This is a genomic window from Bordetella genomosp. 8 (genome assembly GCF_002119685.1).
Classification (GTDB): domain Bacteria; phylum Pseudomonadota; class Gammaproteobacteria; order Burkholderiales; family Burkholderiaceae_B; genus Bordetella_C.
Map to the genome: position 1 here is coordinate 3,230,058 of NZ_CP021108.1, position 24,010 is coordinate 3,254,067.

At 67.4% G+C, this 24,010-nt stretch carries 24 protein-coding genes; 19 read left to right on the top strand and 5 right to left on the bottom strand.

Annotation, left to right across the window (positions count from 1 at the left end; genetic code table 11):
- The first annotated feature begins 193 nt into the window (after positions 1–193).
- Positions 194–1,099, top strand: coding sequence for a fumarylacetoacetate hydrolase family protein (locus CAL12_RS14705; RefSeq protein ID WP_086065162.1), 906 nt, complete (start codon positions 194–196; stop codon positions 1,097–1,099).
- Between the two features lie 2 nt (positions 1,100–1,101).
- Here CAL12_RS14705 and CAL12_RS14710 read toward each other — a convergent pair whose 3' ends face one another.
- A complete protein-coding gene (locus CAL12_RS14710; RefSeq protein WP_086065164.1) occupies positions 1,102–1,806 on the bottom strand; it encodes a GntR family transcriptional regulator in 705 nt (234 codons plus the stop codon).
- A 122-nt stretch (positions 1,807–1,928) separates the two neighbouring features.
- On the opposite strand from CAL12_RS14710, the gene CAL12_RS14715 reads away from it, so the two are divergent.
- The 12 genes from CAL12_RS14715 (at position 1,929) to CAL12_RS14775 (ending at position 14,802) form a co-directional block, all read left to right on the top strand.
- Complete coding sequence (locus CAL12_RS14715; protein WP_157793001.1) at positions 1,929–2,939, top strand: Bug family tripartite tricarboxylate transporter substrate binding protein; 1,011 nt, start codon at positions 1,929–1,931, stop codon at positions 2,937–2,939.
- 4 nt (positions 2,940–2,943) lie between these two features.
- Positions 2,944–5,331 (top strand): xanthine dehydrogenase family protein molybdopterin-binding subunit, encoded by a 2,388-nt coding sequence (locus CAL12_RS14720; protein ID WP_086065168.1) that lies wholly within the window; start codon positions 2,944–2,946, stop codon positions 5,329–5,331.
- Positions 5,328–6,185, top strand: coding sequence for an FAD binding domain-containing protein (locus tag CAL12_RS14725; protein WP_157793002.1), 858 nt, complete (start codon positions 5,328–5,330; stop codon positions 6,183–6,185). Before CAL12_RS14720 ends, CAL12_RS14725 begins: the two co-directional genes overlap by 4 nt.
- Positions 6,178–6,651, top strand: a complete 474-nt coding sequence (locus CAL12_RS14730; protein WP_232464518.1) for a (2Fe-2S)-binding protein — start codon at positions 6,178–6,180, stop codon at positions 6,649–6,651. The genes CAL12_RS14725 and CAL12_RS14730 overlap by 8 nt, the downstream gene beginning before the upstream one ends.
- Entirely contained in the window at positions 6,648–7,766 is a 1,119-nt protein-coding gene (locus CAL12_RS14735) for a hypothetical protein (RefSeq protein ID WP_086065172.1), read from the top strand. The genes CAL12_RS14730 and CAL12_RS14735 overlap by 4 nt, the downstream gene beginning before the upstream one ends.
- A 9-nt stretch (positions 7,767–7,775) precedes the next feature.
- Positions 7,776–8,267: a RidA family protein gene (locus tag CAL12_RS14740; protein WP_086065174.1), complete on the top strand. Its 492-nt coding sequence runs from the start codon at positions 7,776–7,778 to the stop codon at positions 8,265–8,267.
- 7 nt (positions 8,268–8,274) lie between these two features.
- Complete coding sequence (locus tag CAL12_RS14745; RefSeq protein WP_157793003.1) at positions 8,275–9,432, top strand: FAD-dependent oxidoreductase; 1,158 nt, start codon at positions 8,275–8,277, stop codon at positions 9,430–9,432.
- Positions 9,416–10,033 (top strand): CoxG family protein, encoded by a 618-nt coding sequence (locus CAL12_RS14750; protein ID WP_086067892.1) that lies wholly within the window; start codon positions 9,416–9,418, stop codon positions 10,031–10,033. The genes CAL12_RS14745 and CAL12_RS14750 overlap by 17 nt, the downstream gene beginning before the upstream one ends.
- Positions 10,034–10,043: 10 nt before the next feature.
- A complete protein-coding gene (locus CAL12_RS14755) occupies positions 10,044–11,561 on the top strand; it encodes a gamma-glutamyltransferase family protein (RefSeq protein ID WP_086065176.1) in 1,518 nt (505 codons plus the stop codon).
- 198 nt (positions 11,562–11,759) lie between these two features.
- Complete coding sequence (locus tag CAL12_RS28700) at positions 11,760–12,740, top strand: histidine phosphatase family protein (RefSeq protein ID WP_332458208.1); 981 nt, start codon at positions 11,760–11,762, stop codon at positions 12,738–12,740.
- A 35-nt stretch (positions 12,741–12,775) separates the two neighbouring features.
- Entirely contained in the window at positions 12,776–13,858 is a 1,083-nt protein-coding gene (locus tag CAL12_RS14770) for a site-specific integrase (protein ID WP_198298247.1), read from the top strand.
- Positions 13,859–14,064: 206 nt separating this feature from the next.
- Positions 14,065–14,802: a class II aldolase/adducin family protein gene (locus CAL12_RS14775; protein ID WP_086065177.1), complete on the top strand. Its 738-nt coding sequence runs from the start codon at positions 14,065–14,067 to the stop codon at positions 14,800–14,802.
- A 38-nt stretch (positions 14,803–14,840) separates the two neighbouring features.
- Here CAL12_RS14775 and CAL12_RS14780 read toward each other — a convergent pair whose 3' ends face one another.
- From CAL12_RS14780 to CAL12_RS14790, 3 genes are all read right to left on the bottom strand, one after another.
- Positions 14,841–15,266 (bottom strand): putative toxin-antitoxin system toxin component, PIN family, encoded by a 426-nt coding sequence (locus tag CAL12_RS14780; RefSeq protein WP_086065178.1) that lies wholly within the window; start codon positions 15,264–15,266, stop codon positions 14,841–14,843.
- Positions 15,256–15,507, bottom strand: coding sequence for a type II toxin-antitoxin system Phd/YefM family antitoxin (locus CAL12_RS14785; RefSeq protein WP_086065179.1), 252 nt, complete (start codon positions 15,505–15,507; stop codon positions 15,256–15,258). The genes CAL12_RS14780 and CAL12_RS14785 overlap by 11 nt, the downstream gene beginning before the upstream one ends.
- Before the next feature lie 93 nt (positions 15,508–15,600).
- A complete protein-coding gene (locus CAL12_RS14790) occupies positions 15,601–16,335 on the bottom strand; it encodes a GntR family transcriptional regulator (protein ID WP_086065180.1) in 735 nt (244 codons plus the stop codon).
- A gap of 196 nt (positions 16,336–16,531) precedes the next feature.
- Here CAL12_RS14790 and CAL12_RS14795 point away from each other — a divergent pair, with 196 nt between their 5' ends.
- The 6 genes from CAL12_RS14795 to CAL12_RS14820 all read left to right on the top strand — a co-directional run bounded on the left by CAL12_RS14795 (position 16,532) and on the right by CAL12_RS14820 (position 23,229).
- Positions 16,532–17,500 carry a tripartite tricarboxylate transporter substrate binding protein gene (locus tag CAL12_RS14795; protein WP_086065182.1) on the top strand — a complete coding sequence of 323 codons (969 nt, stop codon included), beginning with the start codon at positions 16,532–16,534 and terminating at the stop codon, positions 17,498–17,500.
- Positions 17,501–17,507: 7 nt separating this feature from the next.
- The gene (locus CAL12_RS14800) at positions 17,508–18,650 is read left to right on the top strand and encodes a mandelate racemase/muconate lactonizing enzyme family protein (RefSeq protein ID WP_086065184.1); all 1,143 of its coding nucleotides are present in this window, start codon (positions 17,508–17,510) and stop codon (positions 18,648–18,650) included.
- 7 nt (positions 18,651–18,657) lie between these two features.
- Complete coding sequence (locus tag CAL12_RS14805; protein ID WP_086065186.1) at positions 18,658–19,551, top strand: fumarylacetoacetate hydrolase family protein; 894 nt, start codon at positions 18,658–18,660, stop codon at positions 19,549–19,551.
- Complete coding sequence (locus CAL12_RS14810) at positions 19,551–20,507, top strand: NAD(P)-dependent oxidoreductase (RefSeq protein WP_086065189.1); 957 nt, start codon at positions 19,551–19,553, stop codon at positions 20,505–20,507. The genes CAL12_RS14805 and CAL12_RS14810 overlap by 1 nt, the downstream gene beginning before the upstream one ends.
- 71 nt (positions 20,508–20,578) lie before the next feature.
- Positions 20,579–21,721: a mandelate racemase/muconate lactonizing enzyme family protein gene (locus CAL12_RS14815; RefSeq protein ID WP_086065191.1), complete on the top strand. Its 1,143-nt coding sequence runs from the start codon at positions 20,579–20,581 to the stop codon at positions 21,719–21,721.
- A 107-nt stretch (positions 21,722–21,828) separates the two neighbouring features.
- Positions 21,829–23,229, top strand: coding sequence for an MmgE/PrpD family protein (locus CAL12_RS14820; protein ID WP_086065193.1), 1,401 nt, complete (start codon positions 21,829–21,831; stop codon positions 23,227–23,229).
- 33 nt (positions 23,230–23,262) lie between these two features.
- Here CAL12_RS14820 and CAL12_RS14825 read toward each other — a convergent pair whose 3' ends face one another.
- On the bottom strand, positions 23,263–23,967 hold the full coding sequence (locus tag CAL12_RS14825) for an IclR family transcriptional regulator (RefSeq protein ID WP_232464520.1): 705 nt from the start codon (positions 23,965–23,967) through the stop codon (positions 23,263–23,265).
- Between the last annotated feature and the right edge of the window lie 43 nt (positions 23,968–24,010).

Genomic DNA, 24,010 nt, shown 5'->3' on the forward strand with positions numbered 1-24,010 from the left:
CCTTGCTCCTCGCGCGTGCTGGCCGCCGTTGGCAAGGCCCACGAATGGCGCGGGCTTCCAGCTCATCCGCGGTCCGACGGCAAGGTCGGAGGCCTCGATCCCTGGACAGCGCGCGGGCCCGAACCGGCCATTAAGTATACTTATAAGATAAATAGTATACTTATTCGCTGATCCCTTACTCCCGTGGACCATCGTGAAATTCGTCACCTTTGCAGGTTCATCCCATCGCCTGGGCGTCCTTCTGGATCCGGATACCCTGTTCGACCTCACATCCGCATGGCGTCATGCCGATGATTCCACCGCTCCCAGCGACGTCGGCGACCTGATCGCACTGGGCCCGGACGGCCTGCGCGAGGTCGAGAGGCTCTTGCGCGAACAGGCCGGCAATGCCGCCTACACCGCGCGCCTGGCGGATACCCGGCTGCTCGCGCCCATCCCCCGGCCTGCGAAGAATATCTTCTGCATCGGACGCAACTATCGCGAGCATATTGTGGAGGGCAATCGCGCACGCGGACGTGATCCGCATGACTTTCCCAAGGTGATCGAAGTCTTCACCAAACCGCCGACCACCGTGATCGGGCCGGACGCGGCCATCGCCGCCCACGCGGATGTCACGCGCGAATTGGACTACGAAGTCGAGTTGGGTGTCGTGATAGGAAAAGCGGGCATCAATATTCCCGCCGCGCGGGCGATGGACCACGTATTCGGCTACACCATCATCAACGACATCAGCGCGCGGGACCTGCAGAAAGCACATGGTCAATGGTTCAAGGGCAAGGCGCTGGACAGCCACTGCCCGATGGGGCCATGCATCGTGCACAAGCAGGCGATCGACGACCCCCATGCGCTTTCAATACAGCTGGATGTGAACGGCGAGCGCCGGCAGGATTCCAACACCGCGGATCTGCTGTTCAAGATCCCCGACATCATCGCGCAGCTGTCGGCCGGCATGACGCTCGAAGCGGGCGACATCATCGCCACCGGCACGCCTTCGGGCGTGGGGCTGGGCCTGGTGCCGCCCCGCTATCTGCGCAAGGGCGACGTCGTCAGCGCGCGCATCGAAGGACTGGGCGTCCTCCGCAACACCATAGGCGATTAAGGTCAGTCGGCCAGCTCCGGCGTGCGCTGCGCCGATATGGAGCGTGTCGCCATGGCCTCGGTATGCCGCAGGTGGGCAATGGTCAGGCGCCGCGCTTCGTCGGCGTTCTGCGCGCGGATCGCTTCGTACAGCCGCTGGTGCTGGCGCATGGATTCCTTGCGCTCTTCCCACTCGGCGACGAAGAAATAACGGCACAGCCTGAGTTCCAGCTCCTGGATCACCGAGAACGCCAGCGCGTTATCCGCGGCCTGCGCGATCACGGTATGGAACTGCGAATTGACCCGTGAGCTGGTGACGAAATCGCTCAGGTCCACCGCTCGCTCGCCTTCCTCCACCAGCGCCAGCAACTGCTGCAGATGGTTGGCGCGACGCCGGTGGGCCGCCATGGCGGTGATCTCCGGCTCGATGATCTGCCGCAGCTCGAACAGTTCGTGAAGTTCGCCCATCGACAGACGACGCACATAGGTGCCGCGGCGTGGCGCCGATTCCACCCAGCCTTTTGCTTCCAGCGCCTTCAGGGCTTCACGCACCGGGATCTTGCTGACGCCGAACCGTTCGGCCAGTTCGTCGATCAACAGGCGCTCCCCCGCGCGCAGCTTGCCGGTGACTATCTGTTCGAACAGGGCCTCATAGACATTGGGTAAGCGCGCGGCGCGCGGTTCCGCGCCGACGGTTGAAGACCGCGGGCCTTCAGCGATGGTTGCCATGGAGTTTCCGAATATCGCGACTCACGGTGAGCCAGATTTTTCTTGACATGCTAGCACGCTCAGATATTATTCTCCCTTTTCGTATACTTTATAGACTCAACGTATACTTCAAGGGGAAGTTAATGATCAGTATTCCAAAGCTGGGCGGCATGCTCAGGGTCGCCGCGGTGGTCCGCGCGGCGTGTGTGGCGGCGGCGATCACCAGCGGCATGGGTGCCGCGCATGCCGCCTATCCGGATCACCCGGTCACCATCGTCGTGCCGTTCGCGGCCGGCGGCGCGTCGGACATCGTCGCCCGCGTGGTGGCGCAGCAGTTGAACGATGAATACCACCAGGCCTTCATCGTCGAAAACAAGCCGGGCGGCAGCACCCAGATCGCTACGCGCTTCGTGATCAATGCGCCCGCGGACGGCCACACCTTGCTGCTGGCCACCACGTCCGTCGTCAACAACGCCTATCTGTACAAGAACCTCAACTACGACGCGGCCCGCTCGCTGCGGCCCGTCATCGGGCTCGTGGACGTGCCGGCCTTCCTTGTCGTCGGCCCCACCATGCCGGCCAAGACCGTGACGGAGTTTCTTTCGATCGCGCATCAGCGTTCCGACAGCAACAAGCTGTCCTTCGGTTCGGCGGGCACGGCCAGCACGCTGCACCTGGCCGGCGAGTGGCTGAACCAGGTGGAGCACCTGAAAGGCGTGCATATTCCGTACAAGGGCAGCGGACCCGAAGTGGTGGCGCTGGCTTCGGGCGAAGTCGACTACTCGTTCGAAAACCTGGCTCCAGCGCAACCGCAGATCACCAGTCAACGTATCCGCCTGCTCGCCATTGCCGGGCCGAAGCGCTTCCCCACCCTGCCCGACGTGCCGCCGCTGAAGGAGTTCGGCCTGCCGGATACGGATATGGCCAGCTGGTTCGTGCTGCTGGCGCCGGCAAAGACGCCCGACGACGTCGTCGACAAGTTGAACGCTTCCGTCAATCGCATCCTGGCCAGGCCGGACATCCAGAAAAGGCTGCTGGACCTGGGCCTGGTTCCCACCGGCGGCACGCCGCAGCAATTGGCCGATCGCATGAAGGCCGATAGCCAGAAATGGATCGCCATCATCAAGGCCGGCAACGTCACCGTGGACCAGTAAGCCCATGCACAGCGTAGAAGCACCGGCACAGCAGGCCGGCACCGCAACAGGCATCATCGGCGCACGCGTGCCGCGCAGGGAGGACGCGCGCCACCTGGCCGGCGCCGCCGCCTTCATCGCCGACATCGCGGTGCGCGACTGCCTGGAAATCGCCTTCGTGCGCAGCCCCGTGGCGCACGGCGTGCTGAAGGCCGTGCATCCGGGCGAGGACGTTCCCGCCGGGAACATCCGGCTGGCCCGGCACTTCGACGGACTCGCCCTGCCCATCAAGGCCGAGCTGCTGCGCGATGGATTCCATGGCGCGCCCTACCCGCTCCTGGCCACCGGCAAGGTGCGCTTCGTGGGCGAACCCGTGGCGCTGGTCATGGCGCCCACGCGCGCCCAGGCCGAACGCTGGGCCGAATCCTTTACGCTGGATATCGAACCCTTGGCACCGGTGCTTCACGCCCGCGCGGAATGGCAACATCCGGGCATTCCGCTGCATGAAAACCTGCAGTCCAACCTGATCATGCGCGCGGCGCGCACGATAGGCGACTTCGACCGCATCGAAGCCGCGGCGCGCGACGGCGCGGGACTGCATCGCATCGAACGCCGCTTCGCCATGGAACGGGTGCTGGCCAGCCCGCTGGAAGGCCGTGGCTGCCTGGCCTATCGCGACAAGGCCAGCGGCGCCATGCACGTGCATCTGTCGACGCAGCGGCCGCACCTGATACGCAGCTTCATCGCCGCGCAGATACCGGGCCTGCGGGAAAGCGACCTGCGCGTGATCGTCCCCGACGTGGGCGGCGGTTTCGGCGCCAAGAGCAATCTATACCCGGAAGAAGTGCTGTTGACCGCGCTGGCCATGGAGCTGGATCGGCCCGTGCGCTGGATAGAAGACCGCTACGAGCATTTCGTCGCCAGCAACCACAGCCGCCAGCACGACCAGGACATCGCCGCCTGGTTCGACGATGACGGCCGCATCCATGCCATCGACGCGACATTCATCGTTGACGCGGGCGCGTATTGCGCCAAGACGTCCACCGGTGCGATCGAGGCCAATATGGCCGCCAATGTCATGCTGGGGCCCTACGACATCCGCAACTACCGCTACCAGGCCGTCAGCATCTACACGAACAAGAGCCCGGTCGGCCCCTATCGCGGCGTGGGCCGGCCGGGCGGCTGCTTCGCCATGGAGCGCATCGTCGACGAAGTCGCGCATTACCTCGGCATGGATCCGGTGGAGGTCCGCCGGCGCAACCTGATCGCGGCGGAGAAGATGCCCTACGTCACCGCGACCGGGCTGGCCTACGATTCTGGCGACTACGGCCAGGCGGTGGATGAAGCGGCGCGCCATGTGCGGACCCATTGGCACGAACGCCAGCCCGCGGGCGCGCGCCGCCGTGCCGGCATCGGCTACGCCATGCTGGTCGAGCAGGCGGGACACGGCTCGGAGGAATGGTTTCGCCGTGGATCACCCACGGTCTACGGGCACGAGGCCGCGCGGGTCATCCTGAACGGCGACGGCACGCTGGAGATCGACGTCGGCACGCTGGCGCATGGCCAGGGCCACGCCACCAGCTACGCGCAGATCGCCGCCCAGATCACCGCCATACCCATCGGCGATATCCGCGTACGCCAGGGCGATACCGCCGCCACGCCTTACGGCATGGGTACGGTTGCGTCACGATCCATTGTCATGGGCGGTGGCGCGGTGGCGCAGGCCTGCGACGCCTTGATCGCAAAGGCGCGCCGCATCGCATCGGCCAACCTGGGCGATGCGCCGGAAGCCCTGGAACTGCGCGGCGCGGCGCTGCACGGCGCGCACGGGTGCCTGAGCCTGGCGGAAATATCGCGCATTTCCACCGTGCAGATCCACAAGCTGCCCAAGGACATCGAGCCGGGCATGTCGCTGCAGGCCTTCTACCGGCCCAGCGTGGAAACCGGCACGTTCTCTTACGCGGTGCATGCGGCGCGCGTGGAAGTCGATATCGATACCGGCTTCGTGGAGATCACCGATTACCTGGTGGTGGAAGATTGCGGCACCGTGGTCAATCCCCTGATCGCGGATGGCCAGGTGATCGGCGGCGTCGCGCAGGGCATAGGCCAGGCGCTGTACGAGGCCATGCGCTACAACGAGGACGGGCAGCCGCAGACGGTGACCTTCGGCGATTACGTGGTGCCCAGCGCCATGGAAGTGCCGGCCATGGAGATCATTCACCTTTGCACGCCTTCGCCGTTCTCCGCCTTTGGCGTCAAAGGCATGGGCGAAGGCGGCTCGGTGCCGCCGCCGGCCGCCATCGCCAATGCGGTACGCGCCGCGCTGCGCGAACGGGACGTGGCCGTGGACCGCACGCCGATCGAACCGGACTACCTGCTGGCGCAATGGCTGGCCGGGGAGCAGGCGCGATGAAACTCCCCTATTTCGACTACCGCGCGCCCGCGTCGCTGGACGAGGCGCTGGACACGCTCGCGGCGCTGGGCAGCGATGCCAAGATCCTGGCCGGCGGGCAAAGCCTGCTGCCGACCATGCGCTACGGCCTGGCGAGGCCGGCCGTGCTGCTGGACCTGAAGCGCGTACCCACGCTGCGCGGGCAGCAAGCACGCGACGATGGCATTCCAGAAGATGGCATTTCAATTGGCGCGATGACGACGCATGCGGACCTGGCGCGCGGCGCGCCGGATACGCCGCTGGCATCGCTGCTGGCCGCGCATGCCGCGCAGATTGCCTTTCCCGCCGTGCGCACGCAAGGCACCGTGGGCGGCAGCCTGGTGCACGCCGATCCCGCTGGCGACTGGCCGCTGCTGTTTTCGGCGCTGGATGCCCGCGTGGAGGTGCGCAGCCGGCGCGGCCGGCGCGACATCGCCCTGCGCGACTTCATCCTGGGACCGTTGACCACCGATATCCAGATCGACGAACTGCTGACGGGCATCGCGTTGGACGCGGATCATGCCGGCCTGAGCGCCTGGGGCCGATCCAAGCTGATGCACAGGGCGGGCGAATACGCCACGACGTCGGCGGTGGCCTTGCGGCGCGCCTCGGGACAGTGGTCCTGCTGGATCATGGCGCCCTCCACCGGGCCCCGTGCACTGGCCGGGTGCGCCGCGCTGCTCGACGCGGGCCGGCCGGATGCCGGCCAGCTGTCGCGGCAGGCCGCCGACGAAATCGCCGCCCTGCTGCCGGACGAAACACCCGTCGCACGTTACCGCCATGCCGTCAATCTGATCCGCGCCATCGAACAGGCGCTGGAGTATCGCCATGACTGAAAGCCGCATCAACGTCGACATGCTGGTCAACGGCAAGGCCGTGACGCTGGAAGTCGAGCCTCACGCCAGCCTGGCGGACGCATTGCGTGAACAGGCCGGCACGACGTCCGTGCATCTGGGCTGCGAACACGGCGTCTGCGGCGCCTGCAACGTCATCGTCGATGGCGAAGTGGTGCGCGCCTGCCTGACGCTGGCCGCGGGCTGCGGCGGCGGCGCCATCACCACGGCCGAAGGCCTGGACGACGATCTGGCGCACCGCCTGCGCGACGCCATGCATCGTCATCACGGCCTTCAATGCGGTTTCTGCACGCCGGGCATGCTGATCACCGCCCACGACATGGTGTCGCGCGGCCAGGCCCCCTGCCCCGCCGGCATACGGGAGCAGCTGTGCGGGAACATCTGCCGCTGCACCGGCTACCAGGGCATCGTCGCCGCCATCCAGACCACCATAGAGGAATCCACATGAATCCTTCCGAGCAAGCAGGCATCGTCGGCGTGGCCTGCGTGCCGCACGCGCCGCAATTCCTGTCGCGTCCGGACACCGAAGACCTGGACCAGGTCGAACGCGTCCGCGCGGCGATGGCGCAGGCCGGCGAGCGCCTGCGCGCGCTGCGGCCGGACTGCATCATCATGCTGTCCAACGACCACGGCGATCACTTCGTGACGCATTCGGTGCCGGCCTTCTGCGTCCATGCCGCCGCCAGCGCGGACGGCATGCACAAGCATCGCGGCAACTGGACGCTGGACCCGTCCATGGGCTACGGACTGGTGCGCGCCATGGAAGAAGAAGGCTTCGACCTTGCCTTCACCCTGGCAGCCAAGCTGCCGACCGCCTTCACGATTCCCTATGACTTCATGGGCTTCGGCAGGGATGTCCCGCTGACGCCTATCTTCGTGAACGCCTACGTGCCGCCGCAGCCGTCGGCGCTGCGCTGCCATGCCTTCGGCCAGGCCTTGCAACGCGCCGTCACCCGCATGGGACGCCGCGCGCTGCTGATCGCCAGCGGCGGCCTGTCGCACTACCCGGGCACCGTGCACTATCCGCACCCCGACGTCGGCACCGACAGGCAGCTCCATGAGCAGATGTGCGCCGGCAACCTGACCGCCCTGCTCGCCCTGGACGATGCCGCGCTCGACCGCACGGGAAACCTGGAGTTGCGGGCGCCGCTGATCGCGGCGGGCGCGATGGGCAATCGCAAGCCTTTCATCTCCACCTTCGAACCGTCCTGGCATCACACCTACAGCGTGCTGGCCTGGGACCTGACCGAGACCGCCGCAACCGACCCCCTCATCTACCCCGCGCTGCCGCCGCGGCGCGTGCCGCTGGTGCAGGCCTTGTACAGCCTGCGCAGCGACCCCGACAGCGCGCGCCGCTACCTGGACGACCCGCAAGCCTGGTGCGACGGCTACACCTTGGCGCCCGACGAGCGCCAGGCCTTGCTGGAAATGAATCCGGAACGTCTGCGCGACGAGTTCTCCATCCATGCCTTGCTGACCTCCGGCGCGGCCACGCAGTTGCGCCTCCTGCGCGAACGCGACGCCGCGACGAAGCCGGCATCCAACCCATCATCCAACCCTTAGGAAACCGCCATGTCCATCGAAACCTTCAACTCGCTCAAAGGCGCCACGCCGGAAGCCCGCCTGGCCGAGCTCGGCATCGAACTGCCGGAGCGCCGGCAGCCCGTCGGCAATTATGCCGGCGCGGTCACCACGGGCAAGCTGGTCTTCGTGGCCGGCCATGGCACCTTCAAGGGCGCCGAACAGACGCATAAGGGCAAGCTGGGCGGCGAAGTCTCCATCGAAGAAGGCAAGGCCGGCGCACGCAACGCCGTCATCAGCGCCTTGACGTCGCTGAAGGCCGAAATCGGCGAATTGTCGCGCGTCAAGCGCGTGGTGCGCCTGTTCGGCATGGTGGCTTCGACGCCCGACTTCTTCCGCCAGCCCGAAGTGATCGACGGCGCTTCCGACGTGCTGACCGCCGTGTTCGGCGCCGCGGGCATCCATGCGCGCTGCGCGGTGGGTTTCGCGGCGCTGCCGTTCAACATGCCGATCGAACTGGAAATGGTCGTCGAGATCGAGTGAGGACAGCATGACACGCACCGCAGAAATTGCCGGAGGCGGTATCGGCGGCCTGGCCGCCGGCGCGTTGCTGGCCCGCCAGGGCTGGCGCGTCCGCGTCCATGAGCAGGGCGACGAGATCCGCGAAATCGGCGCCGGGATCTACATCAAGAACAACAGCCTGGAGGTCCTGGAGCACCTGGGCGTCATGCGGCGCATCGAGGCGCGCGGCACCAAGCTGGAACGCGCGCAGATACGCTTCGCCGATGGCCGCGTCAAGCAGGAACGGCAGCTGACCGGCGCGTCGCGCGTCCACACCTTTCCCCGCCAGGCCCTGATCGAAGGCCTGCGGGACGTCGCCCGCGACAGCGGCGTGGAAATCCTGACCGGCTCGCGCGTCACCGGCGCCGGGGCCGGAGAACTGCACACGAAGGACGGCAGCCATCGCGCCGACCTTATCCTGGCGGCCGACGGGGTACGTTCGGCGGTACGCGAGTCGCTCGGGATCGGCGGCGGCTTCACCGAACTGCCAACACTGATAGACCGCTTCCTGATCGAGTCACGCGAATTCACCAGGGAGCTGCAGACCGTGGAGCACTGGTCGGGCAACCGCCGCATAGGCGTCACCCCCGCCGGGCCGGACCATACCTATGTCTACATGGTCGCGCCCGCCGCCGACACGGCCGCGGCGCGCCTGCCGCTGGACGTCGCCGACTGGTCGCGCCGGTTTCCCCTGCTGCGGCCCCTGTTCGAGGTGCTCGCGCAAGCACCCGCGACGCAATATCCCTATGGCGTGGTCAGCTGCCCACGCTGGGCCGTGGGCAATGTCGCCATCCTGGGCGACGCCGCGCACGGCCTGCCGCCGACCCTGGGCCAGGGCGCGGGCCTGACCTTGATGAACGCGCTGGCGCTGGCCACCCTGGTGCGCGACGCCTCCGACGTACCCGCCGCGTTGCAGGCATGGGAGAAGCGCGTGCGCTTCATCAGCGACCGCACCCAGGCCTGGGCTTGCCGTTACGACGCCTTCACACGCCAGTGGCCGACGGCGCTGGACTTCGCACGCCCCCTGGTGGTGTGGAGCTTCGGGCGTTTCCGTTCGCTGAACAACCGCATGCGCATCGCCGATCGCGGCCTGGCGCTGGCCGGCATACACGTGGACACGGGATACAGCCATGCTGATAGAAGGTAGCAAGACGCTGGCCACGGACCGCGCCACGGTGTGGCGCATGCTGGCCGATGCCGACTTCCTGCGCGCGACGATACCGGACTGCAAGGCGCTGCAGGCGGTGGAAGGCGACCGCTACGCGGCGACGCTGGTCAGCGCCGTGGGGCCGGTGCGCGCCACGTTCGACGTCACGTTCCAACGCGAGATCGAAACCGATATGGAATCGTACGTGCTGGTCGGCGCCGGCAATGGCGGCATGGCGGGTTCGGCCCAGGGGCGCATCCATATCGCCCTCAGCGACATCCCGGGCGGCACGCTGCTGGCGTATTCCGCCGAAACCACGATCAATGGCAAGCTCGCGCAGCTGGGCAGTCGCCTGATCGACGGCGCGGCGCGCAAGTTTTCGGAGCGCTTCTTCATTAACGTCCAGAAGCGGCTGGCCGGGCCCTCGGCGGAATTGCCCCCTGCCGATTCCGTTCGGGCGGGCTCCTTTCCGGCGGGCGTCTCCACGGCGGACCATCGGGGGGCCGGCGGCGCTCCGATTGCCGGAATCTCCTGGTGGCTGCCGCTGGCCTGCGGCCTGGGCTGCTTCGCCGGCACCTTCCTGGCGGGATATCTGCGATGAGGCCCTCGCGATGACCGAAGCCGCGCGCCCGCGCGCCAGCCTGTACGGGCGCCGCCATGGCGTCGTGACCGGACATCATCTTGCGACGCGCGCGGCCGGCACGCAGCTGGAACGCGGCGGCTCGCTGGTCGACGGGATGATCGCGGCTTCCGCGGTGCTGACGGTGGTGCTGCCGCACGCGACCTCGCTGGGCGGCTGCGGGATGCTGCTGCTGCACGATGCCGCCAGCGGAACAACACGCGCGCTGAACGGTTCGGGCATCGCGCCGGGCCGCGCCACGCCCGCCCTTTTCGGGCATGCCATCGATGCGCGCGGACCGCGCAGCTGGGTCGTTCCCGGCCTGGTGCGCCTGTGGGCCCAGGCGCATCGTGCGCATGGGCGCCGGCCATGGCGATCCCTGTTCGAGGACGCCATCGAACTCGCCGCCGACGGCGCGGCGTTCTCCAGCGAAATCGCGCGCAATCTGGAGCTGGTGGCGCCACAGGTGCGCGCGCAGCCCGGCTTCGACAGCGCGTTCCAGGCCGAGGGCGCCGACCGCCGGCCCGGCACGCCCTGGCCCCAGCGCGCGCTGGCGGCAACCCTGGAACACATCGCGCTTCAGGGGGAAGAAGGCTTCTATGCAGGCCCGGTGGCGCGCGCCCTATGCGCCTTCGCGGCGGAAACCGGAGGCCTGCTGCAACAGGAGGACCTGCGTCGCGTCGCCGCCGATTGGAGCGAACCCGTCAGGCAGCGATACGGCAGGCTCGAAGCACTGGTGATGCCACCGAACTCCGTCGGCGTCCTCATGCTGGCGCAGCTGGCAAGACTGGAAAGCAGCTTTCACCTGCCGCGGGCGCAACGGCTGTACGCGCAGGTCATGAACGCCCGCGCATGCCTGTCCCGGCTGCACGACCGCGTTGCCGACGACCAGGCGGATTGGCCATGGCGCGACGACGTGCTTGCCACGCCAGTCCCGGGCCCCATGCGCGGCGAACCCGGCGACACCGCGGGCATCGTGCTCGCCGATCGCCAGGGCAACGGCCTGGTGATGCTGCAAAGCGTCTTCCAGCCCTTCGGCAGCGGTTGCGTGGATCCCGCGACGGGCATCCTGATGAACAACCGGCTCAGCGAGTTCAGCATCGATCCCGCGCGCCACAACCTGCTGGCCCCGGGCAAGCGGCCCGTGCATACGCTGAACCCCTACATGGTGTTCCAGGATGGCCGGCCGGCGCTCTACGCCGTATCGCCCGGCGGCGTCAGCCAGACCACTACTGGCGTCCAATGCATCTCCAACGTGCTGCTGGACGGCATATCGCTGCCCCAGGCGCTGGACCTGCCCCGCTGGAGCATAGGCCGGGATGGCCAGCTCATGTGCGAACCGGGCTTCCCGCGGGAAACGGTCTGCCTGTTGCGCGATGCCGGCGTCCAGGTGGTGGAAGATTCGCTGCACCCCTTCTACTTTGGCTCCATCAAGGCCGTGCGATATCACGATGGCGCGCTGGAGGCCGCGGCCGATTTGCGCCGGCAGGCCTATGCGGAGGCGTGGTAAACCCGCGAGCGTATCCGCAAAACCGCGTTGGACCTACGTTGCGCGGTAGTGACCGCCAGCGCGCAGCACGCCGCACGCGTCACTTCGTCCGTGCCGGTCGCCGGTTTCGTGAAGCCCCTTAGTACAATCGACGCCACGGCATCACCCGCCCCATCGGGCCAACGATCGGAGGACACCATGGTCAGAAGGCTCTTTTTCATGGCTTCCCTTCTGCTGTGCGCCTTTGCCCATGCCGATGAGGACGCCTGGACAGCCCTGTCGCGGCCAGGCGCGGTAGCGCTCATGCGACATGCGGAAGCCCCCGGCGTGGGCGACCCGGACGGCTTTCGCTTGAACGATTGCAGTACGCAGCGCAACCTGAACGCCGCCGGCCGCGAGCAAGCCGCGCGCGCGGGCCAGGCGCTGAAGGCCCGTGGCGTCGGTGGCGCGGTGTACAGCAGCGCATGGTGCCGCACCATGGAGACCGCCCGATTACTGGATATGGGCCCGGTCCACCCGCTGGCCGTGCTGAACTCGCAATTCCGCACGTCCGCCGACAGCGACGCCCAGACGGCCGCGCTGCGACGCTTCATCGATACATGGCAGGGGCCGACCCTGATCCTGGTGACGCATCAGGTCAACATTACGGCGTTGACAGGAGAAACCGTCGCGGCCGGCGAGATTATCGTTTTGCGGCCGGGACCGGGCGGGCACCAGATGGCCGGACGGCTGAACCTCGGCAATGAAGGAATATCCATGGAAAGCAAGTGGCAGTACCAGGTGCGGATGAACGTGACGCAGGAATTGGCCGACGCCTACCGCGATGGCCGCGATACGCCGGCGCTCGCCAGGCTGCGCGATGTCCTGGGAACGCACCATGCGACGATCACGTCGCAGTACGACGCCTTCGCGGGATACGTCAAGCAGGCGGAAAAGGACGGCACGCAGGATTACCCGCTCTACCAATGGACGCTGGACACCATACGCAATCCGGAAAAGCAGGCGAAGTACCAGCGGGTGTTCACGGTGTACGTGAACGAAGAGGAAGTCTATGGCGAGCGTGCCGCCGATGCGGTGGTGGCGGAGCTGTCCGCGCTGGGAACGCAGGCGGGTATCGAAAGCATCAGCAAGCTGGACACCAATCCGGCGAACAGCCCGCAGCCGCCGCGCGATGCGCGTCGATCCGACGGCAAGGGCTGATCTCCATCTTCACACCGCACGGGGAAGCATTGCCGATGCGCGGCACGCCAATAAAGAACGATCATGCGGCCTTGTCCGACTACGAATGGGGACAAGACCCTCGCAGCGCGAACGCAGTCCGCGCCCTGCTGGGCGAAGGTGCGTCGCCGCACACGGTCGCCTCATACCGCGCCGCGGTTCGCTATCTGGCGGCCTGGCACGAGCAACGCCTGGGAGCCCCGTTCAGCCTGCCCGTGCCGGTACGCACGGTGGTGCTGTTCATCACCGATCACGTGCAGCATGCCACCGAGCACGGATTGGCGCACGGACTGCCGCCGGACATCGACACCGCGCTGGTCGGATTGCGGGTAAAGGCCAGGACCGGTCCTCTGGCGCTGTCCACCATCCAGCACCGCCTGGCCGTACTTTCCGAAGCGCACCGCACACGCGATCTGCCGAATCCCTGCCGCAGCCGGGCCGTACAGACCCTGCTGGCGCGCACCCGCGCGGCCTACGCCAGGCGCGGCGTGCGGCCATCGAAGAAACCCGCGTTGACGCGCGAGCCCCTGGAGCAACTGCTGCACACCTGCGACGAGTCGCTGATCGGGCTGCGCGACCGTGCCATGCTGCTGTTCGGCTGGGCCAGCGGCGGACGGCGGCGGTCCGAGATCGTCGCCGCGCGCGTGGAGCACCTGCAGCGCACGCAGGACGGGTATGTCTATGTGCTGCGCCAGTCCAAGACCAGGCAGGACGGCGCGGATCATGCGGACATGTACAAGCCGGTGGCGGGCCGCGCGGCGCAGGCCCTGGACGCCTGGCTGCGGGCCGCCGGCATCGCGGCCGGGCCGATATTCCGCCGCGTGCGCCGCGGGGGCACGGTATGCGACCAGGCGCTTACCGGCGAAGCCGTGCGGCGCATCGTCAAGCAGCGTTGCGCGGCGGCCGGCCTGGACGAACGCTACGCCGCGCACAGCCTGCGCGCCGGTTTCGTCACCGAAGCGGGACGCCAGGGCGTGCCGTTGGCCGAGGTCATGGCGATGACCGGCCACGCCAGCGTCAACAGCGTCATCGGCTACCACCGCGCCGGCGCCGCCCCGACGCTGCGCGCCGCGCGGCTGCTCGAGCCCGACGGCGAATAGACGGCGCCGCCCCTACGGCTTGCAACTGATCCTGCCGGATCCCACGCAACAGGCGGGCGCTGCCGGATGGATGATTCCGAAGGAAATATTCCGCGGGGTATTCCGCGCTTCGATGGTACAAAGTCGCGACTGACCTCGATATCGGCCAGAGCCGGCGACAACCAGGTCTCCGGCTCGCGCTGGAAGGCCCAACCATTGGAGACACCATGTCATCGATATCCGACGCGGAAAAACAGGCCCGGATCGAACTCGCCGCATGTCATCGGGTGCTCGCGCACCTGGGCGTGAACGACCTTACCTACAACCATCTTTCGGTGCGCGTGCCCGGCGAGCCGGACGCCCTGCTGACCAAGCAGGGCACGGAGATGTTCGACGAGGTGACGGCCTCTTCGCTGCGCAAGTATTCGCTGGATGGCACGCCGCTGCACGACGGCCCGCCGCTGCGGGCCGGCGCGCTGGTCATCCACGCCGGCATCCTGCAGGCGCGTCCTGACATCCACGCGGTGTTCCACACCCATACCCCCGCCAACATGGGTGTGTCCTCGCAGAAGCACGGCCTGCTGATGGTCAACCAGCACGCCGTCAAGTTCTACAAGCGGCTGGCGTATCACACCTTCGGCGGCTTCGAATTCAATATGTCGCAGCGCGCGCCCCTGATCGAAAGCCTGGGTCCGCATCGCGTGGCGCTGCTGCGCAACCACGGCGCGCTCGTCTGCGGCCGCACGCTGGGCGAAGCGATGGTCGAACACCAGTTCCTGGAAATGGCCTGCCGCGGCCAGATCGCCGCCCTGGCCGGCGGCGCCGAAGTCACGCTGATCCCCGACGATGTCGCCGCCTATGGCGTCACCCAGGTCACCTTCGAAGACGCGGCCGCCGCCGGCGCGAAGGACTGGGCGGCCTGCCTGCGCCTGGCCCACCGGCTGGACCCAGGGTTCGCCACGTAGCGACGCGGTCAGGTCCTGAAAATCGACTCTGGCTGAAGTCAGGACCCGCCAGCAAGCCTATTCAATGCCTGGACGGGCGTGACGATCTGGACGCCCTCGACGGCCTCCAGAATGAGCAGGTCCTGGTCACCGGTCACTATCCATGCCGCGTTGCCCGCAAGCGCCAAGTGAATGAACTTGTCGTCATCAGGATCGCGGCTGAAAACGCGTGCGGAGCTCGCCGGCGTTACACAAAGTGCCACGGCGCCGAGGTCGTGCAAGATGGCTTGCCGCTGCTCCAAGGTCAGATAGCGATCGAACTTAGGCCGCCATAGCCGTGTTTGCAATTCCTCAAACGTGCTTGGCGAAAACAGCAAAGTGGCATGCGCCAATGCCCAATCGACAAACCTGGCCGGGGCGGAGGCGGGAGCAAGCGCAGCGCTGATCAATACGTTGGTGTCAATGACGACGTGATCAGCTTTCATCCGCCAACAGACGCTCCAGTTCCTGTTCTGTCAGTCCGGCTTCCGCAGCCGACTTCGCCGTGTCGGCCAAGGTACCGCGCAGCCGGTTGGCATAGAACTGGCGCATCGCTTCGTAGTCTTCGGGCGAGACCATCACCCCCACTACTCGGTTACGGCGAGTGACCTGCACGGGTTCACGTTGAACGCGATCCAGCATTTCACCGAAGCGGGTCTTGGCATCGTTGGCGGTGAATGTCAGCATGGTTCTGCCTCCAGGCAATCCTTGGCTTGAATTTTATACGAATCGTTCGATTCGTTCAATTCGGTCGAAACGCTGCTGCCATACGCGGCGCCGCTACGCCTGCCCGCGCCGCAGCAGCGCCTGGATATAGTGGCCGGCTTCGAGGATGTCGCAGCGGATGGCGCGCGCCGTGGCGTCGGCGTCGTTGCGGGCCAGGGCCTCGACGGCTTCGGCGTGGTAGTCCATGCGTTTCAGGTACGGGACGTATTCCGGCAGCACCAGGTTCAGGACCGGACCGCAGCGCAGCCACAGGGTTTCGATGGCGTCCTCGATGATGTCCATGCCGCTCAGGGCATAGATATGGAAGTGGAAGCGGCGATGGACCTCCAGGTAACCCTGGTGTCCGTCCACGTCGATCAGGCGCTTCATGTCGGCCAGCAGGCCGCGTAGCGTCGCGATGTCCTCCGGCGTCGCGTGGGCGGCGGCTTCGTAGGCCGCCCGGCCTTCCAGTTCGGCCCGCATGATCAGCAACTGGTGCAGCTGGGTCGCGTCGACCTCCGGCACGACCGCGCCGCCGCCCTGGCCGCCCGTGCCGCGCCGCAGGATGCGTTCGGCCACCAGGTGGTTCACCGCATCGCGCACCGGCGTCAGGCTGATGCCCAACTCCGCCGCGACGTCACGCAACAGGATGCGGTGGCCGGGTTCGTAGCGGCCGGACAGCAAGGCCTCGCGCAGCGCCGCATAGGCCCGATCCCACAAGGTTTCACGCTCGATCGGCTGCAGCGTCGCCGGCTTCACGGGCGTGCGCGCCTGGCCGGATGCCGCGCCGGCGGCTTTGACTGGGGACATCTCCCACCCTTCCTGGATCGTTGAACCCGCCTATTTTCGCACCTCGGACCGCCAGGCGCTCGCCTCGCGACGGGCCGTCGTCCTCAGCCGAAACGGCGATTGTTATTTGTTATAACGAATGATAGTATGCCTTGGAAACGTCGGCCAGAGAGCCACGCCACGCGCCGTCCACGGCGCTCATACGGAGGAGACCCGCATGTCCTTGCTAACCCGATTGGCAGGCGCCCTGGCCTGCGCCTGCGCAGTAACGGCCGCCACCGCCGCAACCGACGACTTCCCCGATCGCCCCATCCGCTTCATCGTTCCCTGGAACGCGGGCGGCTCCAACGACATCGCCGCGCGCGAGCTGCAGCAGATCATCGGCGAACAGCAGAAGATCACCGTCGTCGTCGAAAACGCCCCCGGCGCGACGGGCGCGATCGGCCTGGGCAAGGTCGTCGCCGCCGCGCCCGACGGCTACGTCGTCGGCATGGGCACCAGCTCGACGCTGGCGCAGATCGCGCAGAACCTGACCCCGCTGCGCAATGAACAGTTCGCCCACATCGCCCGCGTATCGACCGACCCGCTGATGCTGCTCGTGCCCAAGGACGGCCCGGCCAACCTGGAGCAATTCCTGGCCCACATGAAGCAGAACCCCGGCAAGGTTTCCATCGGCACGCCCGGCACCAACAACCTCAACCACATCTTTGCCGAGATGACGGCGCGCGCCGCCGGCGTGGGCTACGTCAACGTGCCCTACCCCGGCGGTTCGCGCGTGATCGCCGACCTGGCCGGCAAGCAGATCCAGGGCGCGGTGCTCAAGCCATCGGAAAGCAAGCCGCAGATCGACGCCGGCTACGTCAGGCCCATCGGCGTCTTCGGCAACGATCGTTTGCAGGTCTATCCCGACGTCCCCACGTTCAAGGAAAAAGGTTACGACGTCTATCCCTACGGGCCGCTCGTGCAGATGGCCTACGTCGTGGCGCCGGCTGGTGTGTCGCCCGAGGTGCGCAAGCGCCTGGTGGATATCTTCTCCAAGGCCATCCAGAGCGAAAAATTCAAGGCCTTCGCCCAGCAGAACGGTTTCCTGGTGGACGACATGAAGGGCCAGGCCCTGGATGACGAAGTCCGCAACGTCCAGGCCACGCTGAACAGCGTGGCCTCCAAGGTATTCAAGCCGCAATGAGGAAACAATGAGCACGATCAAGAAAGTGACCTGCCACGTGGTGGCCGCGCCCGTCGAACGGCCCTTTACGTCCTCGCGCGGCTGGCTGTACAAGACGCGCGGCTCCTGCATCGTCGAGATCGAGACCAACGACGGCGTGGTCGGCTGGGGCGAGTGCTACGGCCCCGCGCAGGTGTCGCGCGCCTATATCGAATCGCAATACGGACCGCGCATCGTCGGCCGCGACGCCTTCGACGTCGAAGTGATCTGGGAAGACCTGTACAACCGCATCAAGGACTACGGCAATTCCGGCATGGCGATCTCGGCGCTCAGCGGCATCGATATCGCGCTGTGGGACATCATCGGCAAGGTCTGCGGCAAGCCCGTCCACAAGCTGATCGGCGGCGCGCACCGCACCGAAGTGCAGTCCTATGCGACGGGGCTGTATTTCATCGACATGGATCGCCTGATCGAAGAAGCCGTTGAAGAAGCCAGGGAGTACGTCGACCAGGGCTTCCAGGCGATCAAGATGAAGATAGGCCTGGGCTCGCCCAAGCTGGACATCCAGCGCGTGGCGGCCGTGCGCGAAGCCATCGGCGACGATATCCGCCTGATGGTGGACGCCAACCACTGCTTCACCGTGCCGGCCGCCATCCGCCTGGGCCGCGAGCTGGAGCAGCTGAACGTCGAATGGTTCGAGGAACCGATCTCGCCGGAAGACCTGGACGGGTATGTGGAAGTGACGCGGGCGCTGGACATGGCGGTGGCCGGCGGCGAAAACGAATTCACCCGCTGGGGCTTCCGCGACATCGTGACCCGCAAGGCCATGGACATCGTGCAGCCGGACGTGTGCGCGGCGGGCGGCATCAGCGAATGCCGCAAGATCGCCGCCCTGGCGCTGGCGCACGGCGTGGAATGCGTGCCGCATGCCTGGGGTTCGGCGATCGGCCTGGCGGCCACGCTGCATTTCCTGGCCGCCCTGCCCGACCAGCCGCCCAGCTTCCGGCCGATGCCGCCGCTGCTGGAATTCGAGCAGTGCGAAAACCCCTTCCGCGACCTGTTGACCGTCGAGCCCATCGTGCAGGAGCGTGGCGTGGTGCGCATACCGACCGGCGCGGGGCTCGGCATCGAGGTCAAGCGCGACGTGCTCGACCGTTACCGGGTGGCCTGAGATCCCTATGCGATTCGTTTCCTTCTATCGCGGCGATGGCCGCGTGGTCCCGGGGTTCATCGACGAGCGAGCCGGCGAACCTTGCGTCGTGGACGTGACCCTGCCCGGCAACGACGCGTGGGCCGCCGCCCTGCCGCCCGACATGCAGTCCTGGGTCGAGATGGGCCTGGAGCGGCTGGCGGCGCAACTGCGCGAGCGCGCTTTCCCGGCGGCGGCGCGCGTCCCGCTGTCGGGCGCGCGGCTGGCGGCGCCGCTGCCCCGTCCGGGCAAGATCGTCGGCGCCGCCTTCAACTACCACGACGCCCTGAAGGAACGCGGCATGCCGCCGCCCGAAACGCCGGTGATCTTCATCAAGTCGGGGCGTACGGTGATCGGCCCCGGCGACCCGGTGCGCCTGGCGCCTGACGTGGGCAACGTCACCTACGAAGCGGAGCTGGCGGTGGTGATCGGCCGCACGGCCTTACGCATCGACGCGGCGCGGGCCATGGAGCACGTCGCCGGCTACCTGACGCTGAACGACGTCAGCGCCAGCGATATGGTGCGGGCCGACAAGGCCTTCGTGCGCGGCAAGAACCAGCCCACCTTCTGCCCCTGCGGCCCGTGGATCGCCACGCCCGACGACGTTCCCGCGCCGGATGCGCTTGACGTCTTCCTGACGCTGGAAGGCAAGGTGCGGCAGTCGGGCAATACCGCGGACCTGGTATTCGGCATCGCCGAGCTCATCGCCTATGCGTCCACCCAGATGCCGCTGGATCCGGGCGATATCATAGCCACCGGCACGCCTGCCGGCGTGGCCATATCCCATCAACCCGCGGCATGGCTGCGGCCCGGCTCGACGATGATCGCCGAAGTCCAGGGCCTGGGCGCGCTGCGCAATCCGATTCTTGCAAGCGAGTCCTGATGAACGCCAAACCCATCGTGTTGCTGACCAGCGCCATCCATCCCGACGAACACGCCCGCCTGGCCGAACACGCGACCGTGCGCGTGGCGGCCGACCCCAAGCCCGCCACGCTGAACGCCGCCGCCGCGGATGCCGTGGGCATCATCGTGCGCAATCCATTGCCCGCCGATATCTTCGAACACGCGCCCCATCTGAAGGGCGTGGTGCGCCATGGAGTCGGCCTGGACATGATTCCGATGGACGCCGCCAACCGTCACCGCGTGCCGGTGGCGAACATCCCGGGGGCGAATACGGCGGCGGTGGCGGAGTACTGCCTGGCGGCGATGCTGCATCTGCGGCGGCGCCTGGCGCAGGTCGACGGCATGCTGCGCACGCAGGGCTGGGCGCCGTCGCGCGCCTACGGCGAAGGCGGCGACGAGCTGGCCGGCACCACCTTGGGTATCGTCGGCGTGGGCGCGATCGGCAGCCGCCTGGCCACGTTGGCGCGGGCGTTGGACATGCGGGTACTGGGCTTGACGCGGCGTCCGGAGACCCTGCCCGACGGCGTGCAAGCCGTCGACAAGGCCACGCTGATGCGCGAGGCCGATGTGATCGTGCTGGCCTGCCCCTTGAACGAGCAGACGCGCGGATTGATCGACGCGCAGGCGCTGGCGCTGGCCAGGCCGGGTGCGCTTCTGGTCAATGTGTCGCGCGGTCCCGTGGTGGACGGCGCCGCATTGTTGGCGGCCTTGCGCGAAGGCCGGCTGGGCGGCGCCGCGCTGGATGTCCATGACGTGCAACCGCTGCCCGCGGACGCGGAAATCCTGCAACAGTCCGGGGTATTGCTGACCCCGCACATGGCCGGCTCCACCACCGCCAGCATGCGCCGCATGAGCCGTGGCGCCGTGGACGAAATGCTGCGCATCCTGCGTGGCGAGGCGCCGGTGAACTGGGTGAACAAAGCGGAAGTCGCCTAGGCCGGCCGTGCCTGGCCGGCCGCGCCTAGGCCAGCCACGCCCCATACGATATCCACCAGAGAGGACGACAAATGCGCATCACCGACATCAAGGCCGTACCCATCTCCTTTCCCGTGCCCGAAAACAAATCCGTGCGGCTGGGCATAGGCCGCAGCGTCAAGCGCGACGCCGTACTCGTGCGCGTGGACACGGATGAAGGCGTCACCGGCTGGGGCGAAGCGCATCATGGGCGCTGCCCCGGCGCCATCGCCAGGCTGATCGACACCACCATCCGTGAACTGGTCCTGGGCATGGACCCGCGCGACGTCAGCGGCGTCACCGCGCGCGTGCTGAAAATGCAATTCGCCAGCCATGGCATGGGCGCCGCATCGGCACTGGCCTTGAGCGGACTGGACCTGGCGTTATGGGATATCCGCTGCCAGCTGACCGGCTGGCCGCTGTACCGCTTGCTGGGCGGCGCGGCCAAGCCCATCAAGGCCTACGCGGGCGGCATCGCGCTGGGCTGGCAGGCGCCGGAAAGCCTGGCGCAGGAAGCCCTGGGGCTGGTGGAACAAGGCTATCGTGCGCTGAAGCTGCGCGTGGGCGACACGGCGGCGCGCGACATCGCGCGTGTGCAGGCCGTGCGGGCGGCGGTAGGCGCGGACATCGATATCCTGGTCGACGCCAATACCAACTACAGCATCGAGGATGTGCGCCGCGTGATGCCGGCCTACGAGGAATGCCAGGTGATCTGGCTGGAAGAACCCTTTCCCGCCCACGACCATCAAGCCTACGGCACCGCCGCCAGGCTGGGACGCGTGCCGCTGGCGGCAGGCGAAAACCACTACACCCGCTACGAGTTCGGTCCCCTGCTGCAATCGGGCAGCGTGGGCTATGTGCAGCCCGACCTGTCCAAGGTGGGCGGCATCACGGAAGCGATGCGGGTGGCCGCCATGGCGGCCGCGCTGAAGCTGTCGGTGAATCCGCACACCTCGGCGACGGCCATCAATATGGCGAATTCCATTCATTACCTGTGCGCGGTGGACAACCCCGGGTATTTCGAGGCCGACGTCACCGCCTTGAACCCCTTCCGCGACGAGATGATGGACCGGGCGCCCTACACGCTGGACAACAATGGCTGCGTGCAGCCGCACGAAGGCATGGGCATAGGCCTGCGTATCGACGCGGCATTCCTGGCGGCGCATCCGCTGATCGAAGGGCCTTGCTACGTGTGAGGAGACTGGCGCGCATCTGGACGGCGGCCTATGAAGCACGGCATCTGGACGGCGGCATAGCTATTTCGTAGAATGAAATCAATTTCATTCTACGAAATACCGCCGCGATGCATCCCATACCCGAAGATACGCTGGTCCGGCACGTCCTGTCGCTGCAGACCCGCCCTATCCCGCCGGCCACGCGGCAGCGCCTGGCGCAGGCCCTGCTGGACTGGTACACCGCGGGCTGGTCCGGCATGCCGCTGGACGCGGCCAGCCGCCTGCGTGGACTGGCGCTGCGGTGCCACCCTGGCGCCGGCACGGCGGCGGTGTTCGGCGCCACATACGCCGGCGAAGGCGGCGGGAGCGGCGCGGGCATGAACGCCATGGCGGCCGCGTTCGCCAACGCGGGCATCGCGCACCTGCGCGAGATCGACGACGCGCATCGCGCGGCCATGCTGCATCCCGCCATCGTCGCGGTATCTCCCGTGCTCGCCCTGGCGGCCGAACGGCACATCACGCAACGGCGCGCGGCCGACGCCATCATCGCGGGATATGAAGTGTCGCTGCGCGTGGGCGAGGCCCTGGGCACGCGGCACGCGGCCAACTTCCACGCCACCGCGACCGCGGGCGCGCTGGGCGCCGCCGCGGCCGCCGGCGTGGCATTGGGGCTGCCCGCCGAGCAGCTGCACCACGCGCTGGGCATCGCCGCCACGCAGGCCGCGGGCTTGTGGCAGCTGGTGGACGACAATGCGCACGAATCGAAATCGCTGCATCCGGCCATGGCGGTACGCAATGGACTGACGGCGGCCCATGCCGCCCAGGCGGGATTCCCTGGCGCACGTGCCTTCTTCACCGGCAAGCGCGGCATGTATGCCTTGCTGGCCGGCGATGGAGACATCGCCGCACTGGACGGCGCATGCGACGCGCCGGAGCGCATCAACACCGCCACCATCAAGGCCTGGCCCTGCTGCGCGCAATTGTTCACACCGCTGGACGCGGCCCAGCAACTGCTTCGGGAGCATGACGTGCGACCCGAGGACATCGCCGCCGTCGAGGTGACGATATTCCCGCACGCCCTGAAGATCGCCGGCGTGCACTGGCCTGCCAAGCCGGCCGAGGCGGCCTTCTGCCTGCGCTACGTCGTGGCGCGCGTGCTGATGACGGGCACCCTGACCATCGAGGACATGGAAGCGCCGGACCTGGATTCAACCGCCTTGCTCGCGCTGGCCGAGCGGATCACAGTCAAGACCGACGAGCGGTTCCAGCAGGTGTTCCCCCGCAAGCGGCCCGGGCGCGTGACGCTGTCGATGCGGGATGGACGCCGCTTGAGCGCGCTGCGGGAGTTGCGGCGCGGCGATCCGGAGTTGCCTTATGACTGGGCCGGGATGCTGGCTCGCATGCGGGCTTTTGCGCCCGCGATGGACGACCGCGCGGCCACGGCGATCGCCACCTGGTGCGCGCGCCTGGCCGATCCGGCGCATGACGCCGAGCGCTGCGATCCCGATCCGGCCCTATTCACCGTGTAGCGTCCGCCGCCGTCGTCCGACGGCGGCTGGGGTTCAGCGCGGAACCGCCGCCGTAAACCCCTGCGCGGCCAGTTCGGTGCGCACGATGTCGACCGCCTTCAACTGCGCCTGCTGGTTATGGCGCGACGCCAGTCCCAGCACCACCATCGAGCCGATGAACGTGCCGTCCGCCTCGAACACCGGCACCGCCACGGAGGCCATCTCGGCGACGCGTTCGGCGCGCGTCATCGCGTAGCCCTTTTCGCGTATGGTCTTCGCCTGCGGCGTATCGCCGCCCGTGAAGGCCAGCAGGATGTGCGCGGAAGATCCGCCATCCTTCAGCGGAATCCTGGTGCCCACTTCCACGTGATGCCGGACCTCCTGCAAGGTGTTCTCCCGGTACAGGCAGATGCGCTCGTCGCCGCTGCGCACGTACAGCGCCACGGTTTCGCCGGTCTGCCGCATCACATTGCGCAGCACCGGCTGGATGCGCGCGCCCACGTCGAACGTCTGCCGATAGAGCATCCCCAGGTGCAGCGTGGCCGGTCCCAGCGCGTAGCTGCCGCTCTCGAAGCGGTGGATGAGGCGCGCGCGCACCAGTACGCCCAATAGCCTCAGCAGCGTGGCCTTGTCCAGCCCGGTGCGTTCGGCGAGCTCGCCCAGCGACAGCTGCAACGCGTCCGCGCCGAAGCTTTCCAGGATGCTGATGCCGCGCTCCAGCACGCCGACGGGCGGCGTAGGGATGTTTTTGCTTGACACGTTGAATCCCTGCTCCTATATTTTCGTTCAATAAAACCTATTT